Annotated in this window: 13 protein-coding genes; 8 read left to right on the forward strand and 5 right to left on the reverse strand. The window is 33.1% G+C overall.

Annotated elements, in window-relative coordinates; genetic code table 11:
• The first annotated feature begins 53 nt into the window (after positions 1–53).
• From ATE47_RS00975 to ATE47_RS00985, 3 genes are read left to right on the forward strand one after another with little or no spacing between them, the layout of a single operon-like run.
• Entirely contained in the window at positions 54–1646 is a 1593-nt protein-coding gene (locus tag ATE47_RS00975) for a type IX secretion system motor protein PorM/GldM (RefSeq protein WP_062160200.1), read from the forward strand.
• Between the two features lie 16 nt (positions 1647–1662).
• Positions 1663–2601 carry a type IX secretion system ring protein PorN/GldN gene (gldN, locus tag ATE47_RS00980; RefSeq protein ID WP_062160201.1) on the forward strand — a complete coding sequence of 313 codons (939 nt, stop codon included), beginning with the start codon at positions 1663–1665 and terminating at the stop codon, positions 2599–2601.
• A gap of 54 nt (positions 2602–2655) precedes the next feature.
• The gene (locus ATE47_RS00985) at positions 2656–3696 is read left to right on the forward strand and encodes an NAD(P)/FAD-dependent oxidoreductase (RefSeq protein WP_062160202.1); all 1041 of its coding nucleotides are present in this window, start codon (positions 2656–2658) and stop codon (positions 3694–3696) included.
• 705 nt (positions 3697–4401) lie between these two features.
• Here ATE47_RS00985 and ATE47_RS00990 read toward each other — a convergent pair.
• From ATE47_RS00990 to ATE47_RS01000, 3 genes are all read right to left on the reverse strand, one after another.
• Positions 4402–5820 carry a tetratricopeptide repeat protein gene (locus ATE47_RS00990; RefSeq protein WP_062160203.1) on the reverse strand — a complete coding sequence of 473 codons (1419 nt, stop codon included), beginning with the start codon at positions 5818–5820 and terminating at the stop codon, positions 4402–4404.
• Positions 5821–6839: 1019 nt separating this feature from the next.
• Positions 6840–7190 (reverse strand): hypothetical protein, encoded by a 351-nt coding sequence (locus ATE47_RS00995; protein ID WP_062160204.1) that lies wholly within the window; start codon positions 7188–7190, stop codon positions 6840–6842.
• Between the two features lie 10 nt (positions 7191–7200).
• Complete coding sequence (locus ATE47_RS01000) at positions 7201–7674, reverse strand: hypothetical protein (protein WP_062160205.1); 474 nt, start codon at positions 7672–7674, stop codon at positions 7201–7203.
• A 546-nt stretch (positions 7675–8220) separates the two neighbouring features.
• Here ATE47_RS01000 and ATE47_RS01010 point away from each other — a divergent pair.
• The 3 genes from ATE47_RS01010 (at position 8221) to ATE47_RS01020 (ending at position 12160) form a co-directional block, all read left to right on the forward strand.
• Positions 8221–9933: a hypothetical protein gene (locus tag ATE47_RS01010; RefSeq protein ID WP_150114748.1), complete on the forward strand. Its 1713-nt coding sequence runs from the start codon at positions 8221–8223 to the stop codon at positions 9931–9933.
• A 59-nt stretch (positions 9934–9992) separates the two neighbouring features.
• Complete coding sequence (locus tag ATE47_RS01015) at positions 9993–10250, forward strand: SemiSWEET transporter (protein WP_062160208.1); 258 nt, start codon at positions 9993–9995, stop codon at positions 10248–10250.
• Positions 10251–10840: 590 nt separating this feature from the next.
• The gene (locus ATE47_RS01020; RefSeq protein WP_150114749.1) at positions 10841–12160 is read left to right on the forward strand and encodes a hypothetical protein; all 1320 of its coding nucleotides are present in this window, start codon (positions 10841–10843) and stop codon (positions 12158–12160) included.
• A gap of 267 nt (positions 12161–12427) precedes the next feature.
• On the opposite strand, the gene ATE47_RS01025 is transcribed toward ATE47_RS01020, so the two are convergent.
• Complete coding sequence (locus ATE47_RS01025; RefSeq protein ID WP_062160210.1) at positions 12428–12895, reverse strand: META domain-containing protein; 468 nt, start codon at positions 12893–12895, stop codon at positions 12428–12430.
• Positions 12896–12933: 38 nt separating this feature from the next.
• Entirely contained in the window at positions 12934–13326 is a 393-nt protein-coding gene (locus ATE47_RS01030; RefSeq protein WP_062160211.1) for a hypothetical protein, read from the reverse strand.
• A gap of 812 nt (positions 13327–14138) precedes the next feature.
• Between ATE47_RS01030 and ATE47_RS01035 the strand changes: the two genes are divergently transcribed.
• Positions 14139–14531, forward strand: coding sequence for a hypothetical protein (locus ATE47_RS01035; protein ID WP_062160212.1), 393 nt, complete (start codon positions 14139–14141; stop codon positions 14529–14531).
• A 149-nt stretch (positions 14532–14680) separates the two neighbouring features.
• Positions 14681–15760: an efflux RND transporter periplasmic adaptor subunit gene (locus ATE47_RS01040; protein ID WP_062160213.1), complete on the forward strand. Its 1080-nt coding sequence runs from the start codon at positions 14681–14683 to the stop codon at positions 15758–15760.
• Positions 15761–15829 lie beyond the last annotated feature (69 nt).

Here is a 15829-nt window from a genome sequence, read left to right on the forward strand (position 1 = left end):
TTTCCAAACCATTTCTAAATTTAACTACTTAATCAAAAAACAAGAAAAAGAGAATGGCACAAGGAAAACAGACACCTCGTCAGAAAATGATCAACCTGATGTATTTGGTGTTCATCGCTATGATGGCCCTAAATATTGATGCAGAAATCATCAGATCATATTATGACTCTACAAAGGCTCTTAACGAAACTAGATCTTTAACTGAGAAGAAAAACGAAAAGATTTTCGAAAAGACTCTTGAAGCAAAAGCTCAGCAGGTACCAGATACTTATGCGCAGCCTTGGGAGCAATATAAAACTTTAAGAGATAAGATCAATTTGCTGGTAAGCGATGCGGAGAAAATTAAAGTTTTGCTAAAGAAAAAATCAGAGTTTCATGATAAAGATCCTAAAACAGGAAAAGATATCGATGTAAGTGAAAATTTCGCAGCATTGAATAATAATGAAGCTACTACAGAATATTTCTTTAGAGAAGGAGACGAAAATACACCTTCAAAAGGAGCTACAGATCTGAAAGCGAGAATTGATGATGTAAGAAATTATATTAACACAACTTTTGGTAATAATCCTCAATTAAAAGACTTAGTAGAAAGAGCTAATAAATCTTTAATTGCTGAATATCCAAAAGGAAAATCTCCGAATGAGAAAACTTGGTTCCAAAACAAGTTCTATCACCAGCCATTAATTGCTGCAATCTCAAATTTAGAGATTATCCAGAATGATGCGAGAAATGTACAATCTGATGCTTTGGCATTGATGTTACAGGAAAAAGTTGATGCAAGTATCAAGTTCTCAAGCTATGAGGCAATCGTTTCTGCTCCGGTAGATGTAGTTGCCGGTAAGCCTGCTGAAGCTGTTATTATGTTAGGAAACTATTCTACAAGTAACAAGATTAACATCTCTGGTGTTAGCAGACAGGAAAACGGAAAAGGATATGCTTCCCTTAATACAGGTGCAATCGGAGCTCACACTTTAAGTGGAAATATTACATTAACAGATGCTTCTGGTAAAGCGCAAAGCTTCCCATTCACGCATACCTATAACGTAATTGCTGGTCCTCAGGAAGTAAAACTTCAAAAAGGATTATTACTTTCTGCTGATAAGATGAATGTAATGTACAGAGGTCTTGATAACCCGGTTACAGGTTCTATCTTAGGTGCTGATAACTCTAAACTTTCATTATCTGCTCCAGGAGCGGTTGTGAAGAGTACAGGTCCAGGTAAATGGGATGTAAAACCAGGTGCAGGAAATATTCTGAAAATTACTTTATCAGGAACAGATCCTTATGGTAAGGCATTATCTCAGGTATTTGAGTACAGAATTAAAAATGTACCTCCGCCACAAGGTCAGATCAGAGGTAAGAATAGCTTGACAATGCCAGCTACATCAGTTGAGAATCAACAGTTACAAGCTGTTATTCCAGACTTTGACTTCCCGGTATCATTTAACGTGACATCGTTCATGGTAAGAGTACCTGGTAGAGCTTCAATGCAGATTCAAGGTAATTCGTTAAATAATGCAGCAGGATTGTTCAAAAACTTAAGACCTGGAGACGGTGTTTACATATTTGAAATTAAAGCAACGGCTACTGGTTTAGGAGATCAAAGAATTGGAAATATCTCACCTGTATTAATTAATATCCAATAAAACTAATTAGAATATTATGAAAAAATATATTAGCAGTTTTTTAGTATTAGTTTCGGGATTCATGTTTTCCCAGACTATTCTGAATGCTTCTTCTCCGGAAGAATTCAGAAAAATGAGAGCTGAGAACAAAATGAAAGTAGGAGATACTGTTATTGACAAAAAAGTAAAACCTTTGGAATACGGATTTGTTGATGACAAGGATATCCTGAAAAGCATGTTTGTTTGGGAAGTTATTGATATGAATGATAAGATCAATCAACCTTTCTATTATAACAATCCAGATGGACTATTATCTACAGAGACAAAATCTCTTTACAAGCTTTTACTTGATGGAGCTCTAAGCGGCGACATCAAAGAAGTTTATGACGATGAAAACTTTGTTACAAGACTTACTCCTCAACAGATCAAAGACAGATTGGTGAGTGTACGTGTTGATGATGAAGCGGTAAATATCCTTAACAGTGGACGTCCGTTGACTGAGCAGGAGAAAAAAGAGCTTACTGATATTTATGAAACGACTACTGATAAAGTAAGAGTTCTTAAAGTATTCGGTATGTGGTTCATCGACAAAAGAGACGGAGCATTGAAGTACAGACCTCTTGGTATTGCTGCAATGGGTCCTGATCCACAGATGATCGGTAGAGTAGGTCCTGATGGGCAGCCTCTTGAAGGAGCTAATGATTTGATCGATCTTTTCTGGGTATATTATCCGAACGCGAGAGATATTTTAGCTAATAACTACGTTTTCAATAGAAAGAATACGTCTGCAGATTTATCTTTCGATGATTTGATCAACGCTAGAAGATTCTCTTCAGTAATTTTCAAATCTTCAACAGGTTTAGGTGATGGAGTTATCAAAGATTACATCCCTAGAGATGCTGATGAGCAGCTTGAGGAGAGTGACAGAATCAAGTCACAAATCCTTGCAATGGAAAATGATATGTGGAATTACTAAATTTCACTTGATAGTTATACAAAACCTGAGTATTTTTACTCAGGTTTTTTTATTATGGAAAATGTAGATTATATCATTGTTGGTGACGGGTATGCAGGTTTGTTTTTCGCGCACCAGCTTATAAAAAATAACAAGTCTTTCGTTGTTTATTCGGAAGGAAAGAAGAGTGCGTCACAAGTTTCTGCGGGAATCATTAATCCTGTTGTCCTTAAAAAGTTTACAACTTTTTGGAAGGCCCAGGAGCAGATCGACTTTCTTATATCTTCTTTAAAAGAAATTGAAGCCTACACCGGTGAAAATTATTTCATAGAAGAACCGATTCACAGAATTTTCCATGATGAAAATGAACAGAAACTTTGGCTGAAAAAATCTCAAAATGATGAGCTAATTAATTTTTTAGATAAAAAATTCACTCATTTAAACACTGTAAAAAACGATTTTGATTCAGGAAAGGTCAATCAATCTGCCAGACTTAATGTAAGTGGATTTTTCATGGGTTTATTCGCTTTTTTAGAAAGTAAGAAGCAATTAATTAAGGATAAATTCGATTATTCTAAAATTAATACTACAAATTCTACTTATAAGAATTTTAAATTTAAAAATATACTATTCTGTGAAGGTATGGGAGTAAAAAACAATCCCTATTTTTCAGATATTCCTGTAATCCCGAATAAAGGCCATCACATTAAAGTAAAACTTTCTGAGCCTCTTTCTGAAAATATTACGATTAAAAAGAAGCACTTTTTGTTTCCGACAAATGGAGGGTTATATTTCTACGGCGGAACTTACGACCGGGAACAACTGCATAGCCATATTGATGATTCTGCTGTGGAACAACTGGTAAAAGGATTATCAGAATTTTATCCTTATGATTTTGAGGTCAATGAGGTGAACTTTGGCTTCAGACCAACAGTGAAAGACAGAAGACCGATCATTGGGAGACATCCGGAACATGAAAATTTGTATGTTTTCAATGGACTTGGTGCGCGAGGAATCCTGAATGGCTGCTATTTTTCCAAAAGCCTTTACGATTTTATTGAAGAAAATATTCCTTTGCATGAGGAGGTTTCTCTGGATAGGTTTAAAGAAAAGTAGGCCGTAAAAGTTCCGGAAAGAGCGGGATGAATCTCTAGCCAAAAGCATTTACAAGCCTACTTTGAAATTACTTACAATAACAAACTACATATAAACAACAGTTGTAAGTAATTTAAAAAATAATCGGATCAAAATATATTTGTCAAATGACAAGTATTCCTTTATTTTAATAAAAAGAAGTAGTGAGTAAGTTGTTGAATGTCACCCACTACCTCAACCTTATTATGAACATTTTTAATTTAAAAAAAGAGGAAGCAAATACTTAATATAAAACGGGATGAGTTTTTGTATTAAAATACCTGCTTTCCTACTTCCACTTCACTCTAATTAATTTTGTAAATTATTAATAATTAAAAAGCTATCTTTTATTTTAAATTGATTTTCATTATTCTCTTGTTAAAAAAATAGTGGGCATTTTTGCCAACTGCCTTTAAACCCACTATTTAAAAAAAAATCCTTACTAGGGAACAAATTTGTGTTTTAAATACTAACTTGAGAATGTTGAGGCAAATGTATAATGAATTTTAGATAAATTCATTACTGCAATACTACTTCGAGTTTTTAATGTATTGAATTTTAGGTATTTATGATTTGTTTTGCAGTAAAATTGAAGTGTATCAAAAAAGTAAATTTTTAGACTTATCATAAAAAAATCCTTTAAAAAAAATTTAAAGGATATAATAATCTATTTTTTAAGGTGAAAAATTAAAGTTCCATCATCCATTTGTTAAGGTCAACATCCGAAGGAAGCTCTAATTTTTTTCTTAATCTGTACTTTCTGGATTCTATGGTACGGATAGAAATATTTTTATATTGAGCAATGGTTTTTGTTGAAAGATTTAATCGAAGAAAAGCTGAAAACCTAATATCATTAGCGGTAAGATGTGGATAGGTGCTGGTAAGTTTTTCGTAAAACTCAGGATAAACTTCTTTAAAACGGGTAAGAAAAAAGGGATCATTTGTACTGGCGAGCTTAGATAATTCGTCAAAAGCTACATTAAGTTTACTTTTAAGCTCATCTGTTTCGTGAAGGGTTTCGATGATGATTTCTTCGGTTTCCTTTTGTTTTTTAATATATTTTCTTGTTAGAACTACCAATATGGCAGCCGAAACTAAAAGAATAATTCCAATAATAACGTATGCCTGGGTTCTTTCTTTCTTTTCCTTTTTTGTTTCCTTGCTTATGATTTTATCTACGGGAATCCTAAGTGCTTCTCTTTCAGATTCATCGATACTGTCTTTAGAATCTGAATATTTTTCCAGGAACTCATTTTTCTTAACATCATCATTCATCAGTTTGTAGGTGTCAGAAATAGCTTTATAAGTATTTGTGATATCATTTTTTCTGGAAAGCTGCTGCGAAAGAGCGAGGGATTGAAAGTAATATTCCAGTGCTTTTTCGTATTCTTTTTTTTCTAAATACAGTTTTCCGAAAGCTAACAATGTCATGGATTTCTGATAAGGGCTGTAATCTCCGGAGATTTTTATGGCTTTGTTTAAATAATTTTCCGCAGAATCCAATTCCTTATTTTTCAGAAATTTTTCTGCAATATGAACGTAGGTCAAAGGTTGCGCAGTAAGTTCGAGCCGTTTTTTAAACACCGCATTCACGGAATCTACCACATGCAGTTCCTCAAAATTTTGAAGTTTCCAGGTGTAATGATAGTAAAGAAGCTTTTCTCTTTGGCTTTTATTTTTGATTTTTTGAGAATAGAAAATTGATTTATTAAGGTTCTCTGTTGATTGATTGATCAGTCCCAGAGACGCATAATTTCTGCCGTATTCACCATAAAGTTTGGCTATCAGGAACGGATTTTTTGTTTTTTCCAGCTGATCTTCAGCAATTTCCAAATGGTTGAGACTTTCCTTATATTTATGAAGATACCAAAGCAGGCCGCCCAGATTGATGTGTGCAGCAATGGAAATTTCAATATTATTTTTTTTACCATTTCCCTTTATCGCGTCCTTATTCAGGCTGATGCTTTTCAGGATATTGCCTTCTGTCCGATATTTTTCCGTGATACTGTCCAGTTCATTTATAGTATAAGTCTGTGCAGATAAAGGTAAAATCAAAAATAAAAATAATACATAAAATGCTTTTTTGAAATAACAATTTAGGAACATAATTCATGTTTTATCCTACAAAATTAAATTATATCAATATTATTAAGTTGATTTTAATATATTAATATTGCTATTATGGATTTATTCTTAATACAAACTATGGTTGTTGGTTATATTAAATAGTTGGATATTAATCATTTAGGCATAATTCGCTTCTCGTCATTTATTTTGTGGTACCTCTTTTTTCTTTTAGGTTTTATATTTTACATAAAATTAAACAATAAAGAGTGAATTTTATATAATAATATCAAAAGAATATTCAAAATAGTTTAAAATAAATAGTTTCTTATACTTAAAAAGTTCCCACAAAGTGGAAACTTAAATAGAGTAGGCAATAACATTAAAAACAACAAAATGATGAGATAACTAATCTCTGATAAAAAAATATTGCCAAAAAATGAAAAATGTAATACTTCTTAAAAATAGGGCGCAAATATCCAGTTTTACAGATATAAATTTGAAGACTCGGATACTTGCAATCCTATTCACTTACTTAATACTATGAAGATGTATGAGTTGGGTGATTGGTTTTGATAAAAACAGGATGCAAACATTTCTTTTAATGTTTAAATGTTTGCAGTCCTGTAAACACACTTTACTAATAATGAGATTAATCTTTCTAATTTTATAAAATAGGAAAGGAACAATCAAGATGCACGTTGGTGAAAGTCCCTATTCCTATTTTGCACACTATATAAAACATGAAATGTAATTTTTATAATAGGAAGCAAATAGCCAACCTTAGATTGGGATGAAATTCTGCAATTGGCTATTTGGCTGATCCTATTCCACCTAATAATACTGTATTGTTCTAAAAGCATTTACATTCAGTAAGGTTTGTTAATTAAATTATTGACAATATTCCGGGTTTTTCAAACGGCATTATTTACTGATTATGGAACAAGATTTTGCCTTCCGGATATTTAGCTTCATTTCTAAATATTTTCTGATGAGCAGATGAACATGATAAGCCACAAAAGCCAATAATTTTATTTAGTTGTGTTTTTTTAAGATATTAACTAACCTTGAATAGAATGCAAATGCCTGTTCTTAAAGTGTTTTCTCCATTTTGTTACCGTATTTCTGCTGAGTTTGAAATGATTGGCAAGTTGGGTGTTGTTTAGATTATTTTTTACTTGATAATCTAGGATTTCAATAATTGTTTTCTCATCATAAGACCGGTGTTTCTGATTGAAGATCTGCGTTTCTTTATCCCTGATGCCAAAAATTATCAGGTTAAGCCTTATCACATCAAGTATTGAGATCACTTCCTTGTTGAGAATTGGTCTGCATTCCTCCTTCTTTCCCGGGCATTTGATGCTGATAATATCACTATATATCAATTTATAATTGGGCTGTTTACGTTCCATGATACTGAATTTAATTGTTAATATTTGATGTATTATATTCCTTATGTATTCTCTTTTCATGGTTTTGATATTTTACAATCCACCTGTGTAGCGTTGTTTTGGGAATACTATATTTTTCTACAACCTGTCCGATATTTTTTTCCCCGGAGGTGATAAGCCCCGTGATAAAATCTATTACTTCTTTCGTGTAGATGTTTTTTCTAAATTGAGGCATATCGCTCGGCTTCTCTTTATTGCCGCTGTATGCGTTGCTTTGAGGAGAGAAAAGTATCAGATGTTGTGAGTATATTCTGAAGAAATCATATTCCAGGAGTTTACTCCATTTTAATAAAATATCAGTATCTATACTTTTCGAGTCAAACATTTTTTCAATTTCTTCTTCAGAACAATTAAAAAAATTACATACTCTGGCAATCTCCATTTCGGATTCTAAAAATCTTAGCTTGATTAAAGCTCCTGCATTTATATTTTTAAAAGATTTCATAACAATTTTTTTTTATAAGTTGGAATTCTTTTTCGAAATTGTTTAAGCAAATCTAATAGCTGTTAACCTGAGATTGAAATTTTTGCCTGTTAATTCGTGTTAACCAAAGCGGTTGTTTCTTCTAAGTAAGTGTTAACTTGTAAATTATTATGTATTTGATTTTTAATGCATTGTGTTTTTAAACATGTTATTTTTCAAATTAGACGAAAATCTAAAAAGTAACAGGCAGGTGGTTAAACGAATTTGTTTTATTAATCAATATTTGAAGTTTTTGATTTTATTGGTTAAACTTTTAACCCATTCTCGGATAAATTCCAATTTCATTTGCAAAAGTTTCCAAACAGAACAAAAAACAGAAAAATCAATTCAATTTTTAGATATTTCCAATTTTCTTGATGTTATCAAAATACGGTATATTTTGCATCTTAAATTAATTTTTTTAATCTGATTATCAGTTTGTTATTGATAGGGTTGATCAGAATTGTCAATTTGCATAATCTTCAGTCTGCTCAGATTTTCAATGGTTTTTTTTTCTAAATTGGAAATATGATTCGTAAGCTAATTTTTGTCCTCATATCATTACTGATAATGAATTCTTGTCATTCTGAGAATGATAATGACTATTTTCATGGGATAGATAAGGAAGTAACAGAAATAAACCAACACCAGTGGAAAGTTTATGCTATTTATAAGAGAGAACTTAAAAAATATCAGACGACAAAAGATCTCAAATATCTGCTGAGCAGCAAATATGTAGAATCATTTCTGGATCCCGATAATAAATCTAAACAGATATCCATAATATATGAACTTTTAAGAATTAATGATGATGAAAATGACTACATTACAATAGCGTGTAATTTTTTTCTTTCGCTTAAAATTGAAGATACATCCCCAAAACTTTCTCTGCAATTCCTGAATGAAGCCATTAAAATAGATGAAAAAAAAGAGAACCACTTTTTCCTGCCACATCTCTACCATGCAAAAGGGAGGTGGTATTTTAAACATAAAAATTACTCTCTAGCTAAAATATATTTCGCCAAAGCACTGAGAAATTTTAAAAAAAGTGATGTTTTATATATAGCCTCCATGTACAATAATTTTGCGATGTGCAACAGTAAGCTTCGCAGTGTGGATTCTGCAATTAATCATATTCGTTTTGCGATACAACTGTTAAGGAATAAAAAAAATCTTACCGAAGATGAACTGTTTTTCATGTATATAATGAAAGGAAATCTTGGAAGTTTTTACCTTGAAAAAAAAGATTATGCAAAAGCTGAGCTTTATTTTAACGAACAGATAAATTTTCAGATAAAAGCCAAAAAGTATCACTTTAATATTGTCCGTAATTCTGATGAGTTGTTTCAGCTTTATGAGCTGACAAAGCAACCGGATAAAGAAAGAAAATTGGCAAACCTACTGATCGGTATATTGCCGAGCTTAACCAATACTAAGAATAAGATCATTGCATGCGCCCTCTTACGGAGATATTTTGCCAGACAAAATGATATGCAGAATATGAAAATTTTCTCCGATAAGCTGGATGTACTCAATAAGAGATATAATGATGAAATAACGAAAGAAGTAGATAATATCTCTGATGTGTTGAACGGCTATATCATAAAAAATATCAACCAGAAATTTGATTTTAAAATAAGGGATCATCGCAGGAAGAATATGCTGCTTTTAAGCCTGGTTCTTGCAACCATAATAATTTCTGTAAATATCATATTAAAAATAAGAGAAAGGAATAAAAAGGAAAAAGAAAGACTCGAGCGGCTGAATCTTCTGCTTGAAAGCAGTAAAGAAACTCTGGAAAAAGATATACAGATGCAAAAAGGAAAAATAAAAAACCTGCACATGAATCTGAACCTTAAAATAGAAACCGAAAAAGCATTTCTTGAAAACCTTAAAAAAATAAAGAAATCTAAGAATATTAATGCTGAAGAAACGGTAAAGGATCTTTTCTTTAAAATTAATAATCTTCTTCAGATTGATGAGAAAAACAATGATTTTGTAAGCGAAAGCTCTGAAGAAAGTAATGCATTTATGAAAAAGCTGTCCGAAATGTATCCTTTTTTATCAGAACATGATCTTAAGTTTTGCGTGTATTTCCGCATGAATTTATCTTCAAAAGAGATCGCTTTGCTGGAAAATATTACTCCAGGAAGCGTAAGGGTGTATAAAACGAAAATAAAATCTAAAATAGGACTTGGAAAAGAAGAAGAACTAAGTGCAGTTCTTAATACAATAAAATAATACTATTATTTTCAAAATACTGCGAATTTTCTTATCTTCATCTATGAAGAATTAAGCTTATGAACGAAAATTTTTTAGGCATTGTCGCTGGAATCCTTACTTCGATCTCAATGATCCCGCAACTGGTAAAAGTAATTAAAGAAAAAGACGCCGAAAATCTTTCCTGGCTGATGCTTCTGGTACTCATTACTGGGCTGTCATTATGGGTATGGTACGGTTTCATAAAAGATGAATTGCCTATTATCTTGTCCAATGCTTTTGCCGTTCTTGTGAACGTTACACTTCTGATTTGTTTTTTTATTTTTAAAAAATCCTGAGACAACAATTCTATTATTCTTAGTATACCAAAGATGCTGAAATTAACTTTTTCAGCTAAATAACTCCACTATTTTCCTCAAATTTTTCATTTTTTTTATACTTCACTTCTACTGAAGGGTGTTTTTTAATGTTTTGATTTTGAGTGTTTTAATTGTCAAAAGTATAAATGCAGTAGACTGTTTTTAGTCTGTTGGTTCTACATTTGCAACCAGGAATGACGATGTCGGATAATCTTAATCCAAAAATATTTGAAGCGCAACAAAATTAAGATAACCGATAAAGAATTTAACACGCATAGAAAAAAAATGAAAAACAAAATGAGAGCAATTGTACAATTTTTATTAATGAAGATCTTTTCCAGACAGCCGATTTTTATTCTCGTAAAAGATAGATTCTAAAAATACAAATACATAGTTCCCAAGACAACGAAAGTTAGGTTATTTATCTTCAAAATAACGCTAAGTCCACAGTATTAACTGCGGAATTAAGAACAAACAAAACAACAAAAACAAACTCAAACAATTTCAGCTTTCAAAAAATATTAAACATTTGATTAATAGAATGAAAGATGATACAAACACTAAAGAAAATGAAAAATAAAATTACTTTAGCTTTTACTCTTCTATTGGCAGGTTTAGCTTACGCGCAAGTGGGTATCAACACACCTAGCCCTAGAGCAACCTTAGATATTACCGCGAAAGCAGCCACAGGTAACACAAGAACTCCGGAAGGTTTGCTGATTCCTAATGTGGACAGACTGAGAGCTCAATCTATGACAGGGATTGCCACTTCCACAATGATTTACGTGAATAGTGTTGCCACTGGTACACAGGCGGGTATTGCAGCAAATATAGATGCGGCCGGATACTATTATTTTAATGGAGTAGTCTGGACAAAACTAATTCCCGAAGTTCCCACTCAAATAGACACTGATACAAATATATATAACACAAACGGATCTCTTACAGCAAACCGTACAGTAACTCAGGCGGGTAACACGCTGGCCTTTACAAGTACGGCTGCTACAGGGACAAGTCATTTTACGGTGGACGGAAATACTTTCAATGTTGATGCGAGAAATAACAGGATCGGTATCGGTACAGCAGCCCCGAATAATCTTTTAGACTTAGGTGCATCTAGTGGAAGAAAATTAGCAGTTTGGAACAGCGCGGCCGGAGATGACTTTTACGGATTCGGAGCGGCGGCAGATGTTTTACAACTATATGCAGGGGCTACTTCTACACAAAGTCCGCTTATTACTTTAAACCAAAATGGAAGAGTAGGTATCGGTACTACGGTTCCGGTAACAAATTTCCATACAATCGGTACCAGAAGGTTTGAAAATGCTACGGCAGGAACTGTTCAGGTAGGCTCAGTACTTACTGCAACAGATACCAATGGTACGGCAGAATGGAAAACCCCAGCATCTGAAACGATACTTGGAGGGATGGATGCAAATGCAGGAATCAGTATACCCTTTGCTAATGATGGAACACTTAAATATACAGGACGTTTTATAACACTTCCTCCGGGAAGATGGGCTGTTACGATTACTCAGCTTGCACAGACTTCCGGAACACTGGATAATGACGACTGGATGTTTGTAAGGAGTACTTTTGCAGAAGGAGCTATGGCGGTTGGTGCGACTGCAAACAGGTCTAGTGATGTTAATGGAGGGCCCACTTTGATGAGTTTCAGAGTACAAGGTCCCGGAACCACCGGAAATCCACAACAGTTTGATGTATTTCAAGGCACTGTTTTTATTACTAATAATACCAATGCTGCTAAAACCTACAGATATATTGCTGGTCAAACAGTAACCGGGGGAGGTCCTGACTCTGCGACTTTCATTAGGTCGTATGGAGGAACATGGTCAGAAAGTTCAATCTATGCCACTGCCATTAAATAGATATAATTAGTATAAAAGAAAAATCGAGTTTATTTTATAGTGAGAAGCGGGAATGAAGTTAGATCTAAGTTCCTGCTTCATTTTCATGCAAAGATATATGTGTTTTTTTTATAATTAAATCAGCTATATAAGCTGTAAAACGGGGCAAGATACAGGAATCTTGTCCTGTTTTTATTTAAAATAAATCATTATTAAAATAAGTCACAAAAAAGCGCTTTCACAAAAGTAAAAGCGCCTTACATGTATGTTGATGTGTTTCTTAAATGGTTATTTCGCGTTATGGGTCTGCAAAACAAATTTAGCTAATGGGGCCATTCTGGCTTTGTTTAAGGTCAGTGTATTTCCGTTTACAGAATAATTATCTGATGCAAGCAGCGCGTCTACAAAAGCCCTTTCGGTTTCCAGATCATCACACGCAATCATCGTAGACATCCCCTGATTGAATTTGATACGCATCATATCCGGTTTGATTTCAAAAGTTCCGCCTACTCCGTTGCATCCGCCGTGCCCTTCATATCTCATATTTGCTGTATTCAGCCTGAAATATGGATTTGCACTTGGGTTTTTAAGGCTTATCGGCCGTCCGTTCAGTTCGGTAAGCTTCCATATCTTTCCTGTGATGTTGTTTGTGTTCTTAGGAGGTGTAGGAGGATTTGGTGTTGGCATGGTGCTCATACAAGAGGTTACAACAATTGCTAATAGCAAGACGTTGAAATATATAAGTACTTTTTTCATATTTCTTTTATTTTCATATTAATAATTAGGTGTTTAGTTTAATACGAGGCCATTTTAGTATTAGTGGAAGAAGGCTTTTCCTTGTGATGAAAAAGAACCATATTATAGTCTTTTTTCAGGAAAGTAATATCTCCTCTAATATTAGAATACTGATAATCAGCATCTGTGGCAGTGTATTCCGGTAATTCTTCGCTTTTTTTCAATTCATAAGATTTTCCATCCAGACGTACTACTGTTGTGTTTTGGGTCTCGTTTATTGTTACTTCCAGCCGATCTCCAAATTCATCTGTATAAACATTTTTTGTGATTTTATCGGCATTATCATTCATTGGATTTTGCAGGACAACTTCTTCTTTTGCCTGGTGCTTACATGCTGTTATCATAAAGGCCAATAAGCCAATGATAGTGCTGATGTAGAATAACTTTTTCATAGTGATGAGTGATTAGGTGTTTCATGAATTTAATATTAATACTTTATAAAATTACAAATATTTTTAATTTAATTATGTTAATTTTGTATAAATTAATTAAAAATTTGCACCATTATCAAATTAATGGATATTTTATTCCGTTAAATTCATTAAAAATAATTAGACTTATAATTTATTTTCTGGTTGTTAGAAATAGATAGAGGGCTTTTTGTTAAGAAAAGAAAATTTCAATATCGACCTGTGCATTTTTTAATAATTTTTTTCATTTGTAGTTTGTTTTTTATCATTTAAAGTTCCGGCAATATTAATTCAATTTTTTTGATATTAAAATGGGAAGTGGTTAATCCTTTAAACTGATGAATGAAATTGCTGTTTATCCTTATACATTTTCCCGATATAATACTTTTTAAGAAATAAAATTAATTTCTTTAATAATAAAAAGGCAGTGAAACTTATGAAATCTCTATAATAAGGTTATTGATTTTCCCGATTTTTCAAATTATGACAGCAAAAAAAGCCAATGCAAAATAAATAATGTTAAAAAATCATCCACAATTATCTTAAATAAAAAGTTTCTAGATTCATTTTTGGGTTCCTGTATCAGTAAAATTTTAATCAGACTTTCTTAAACAAAGTTGAAGTGTAACCGCACCCAGAAATACTTCGGCTATTTATTTCAATTTACCGGAAAAGCTTTATGCAGGCCTTTTCAGCTTATTTAAAGGAGCGTTAAATATTGTTAATATATGTGATTTATTACCAAGTTGTTTGGAAATGTATTCAAACTAACACCTACATTTGCATCTGTAAAAATGAGAAATTATATCGTTTATTTTTTGACAAGCCTTTTTCTGCTATTTGTAGTGGAAAGCAAAATCAACGTCAAAACTTTACAAAATAATTTTTCGGGACAAGCTTCCCATAATTTACCCAAAAAGACAAACCGCCTGAATCAAACCTACGAAAAACTCTCAATACAACAGGCGCCGGACGATACCGGAAATGTTTATTCACTGGAACTTGCGGAAGATGACTTCCAATTTTCAGATACTTTACAGGATATTGTTGTTTTTGCGAGTATTTTTACATTGGTTTATATTTTTGGGTTAAAAAAATTCAAAAAGTTAAAGCCAACCGTTCACGGCTTTCTATCTGAGTTTGCCACTGTAAAAAAATTCATTCTGATTCGTTCTATCAGAATTTAAAATTCATTTTTTCGTCTTTTTTCTGCTGATCTGTTCGGCGGGAAATATTCTGCGTTGTGTTTGCGGTAATCATCACATCGTGGCTATTCTCATTACCATTTTTTATTTCAATTAAAACATTAACGATTTATATAAACTCTAGAATTATGATGAAAAGAGTTGTCGCAAGCATTGCGCTAAGCTGTCTTTTGTTGTTCAGCTGTAACAAGAAAAAAGAAGAAAAAGAAGAAGCTGCAGTTTATCCCGTAACTACTCCGGTAGTGATGGATACGGTGATTGACAAAGAATATGTAGCTCAGATCCGGTCTGTAAAAAACATTGAAGTCCGCGCACAGGAAAAAGGTTTTTTAGAAAAAATCTTTGTGGATGAAGGGCAGTATGTTCATCAGGGACAGACCTTATTCAGGATTATGCCTAAACTCTATCAGGCAGAATTATTAAAGGCACAAGCCGAGGTTGCACAGGCTACCATTGAGCTTAAAAATTCAACAACATTGGCCAATAACAACATCGTTTCCAAAAACGAAAGGGCCATGGCAAAAGCTAAATTAGATGCAGCCAATGCGGAAGCAAAATTAGCCCAGATCCATTTGTCATTCACGGACATTAAAGCACCGTTTTCAGGGATTATCAACAGATTGCCTTTGAAATTAGGAAGCCTGGTCGACGAAGGAGATTTATTAACTTCCTTATCCGATAACAACGATGTTTACACGTACTTCAACGTTTCCGAGCCGGAATATCTAAGTTATCAGACGAATGCAGCATCAAGGGGAAGCAACCAGGTTTTTTTGGTCATGGCAAACGGTGATGTTTTCCCTCAAAAAGGTGAAGTTCAGACCATTGAAGGGGAATTTGACAGTGAGACGGGAAATATCGCTTTCAGAGCTAAATTCCCGAATCCCGATAAGTTATTAAGAAATGGAGAAACAGGAAAAGTAAGAATGACTTTACCGCTGAAAAATGCTCTGATTATACCTCAAAAAGCAACCTACGAAATTCAGGATCAGAAATACGTTTTCGTAGTCGGAAATAATGGAGTTATTAAATCCAAAAATATTAAAGTCGCTTACGAGCTTCCGGATGTTTATGTGGTCGCATCGGGACTTTCTACAGGAGATAAAATCTTACTGGAAGGCATTCAGAAAGTGAAAGATGATCAAAAAGTTCAGACTAAAGCTCAGGATCCAAGAAAAGTTCTTCAATCATTGAAATTAAAAGCAGAGTAAAAAATAATGATAATTGATCATATAAACTGTTCAGATTTAATCATTTATCATTCATCATTAATAATTCAT

This window comes from Chryseobacterium sp. IHB B 17019 (assembly GCF_001456155.1).
Lineage (GTDB): Bacteria > Bacteroidota > Bacteroidia > Flavobacteriales > Weeksellaceae > Chryseobacterium.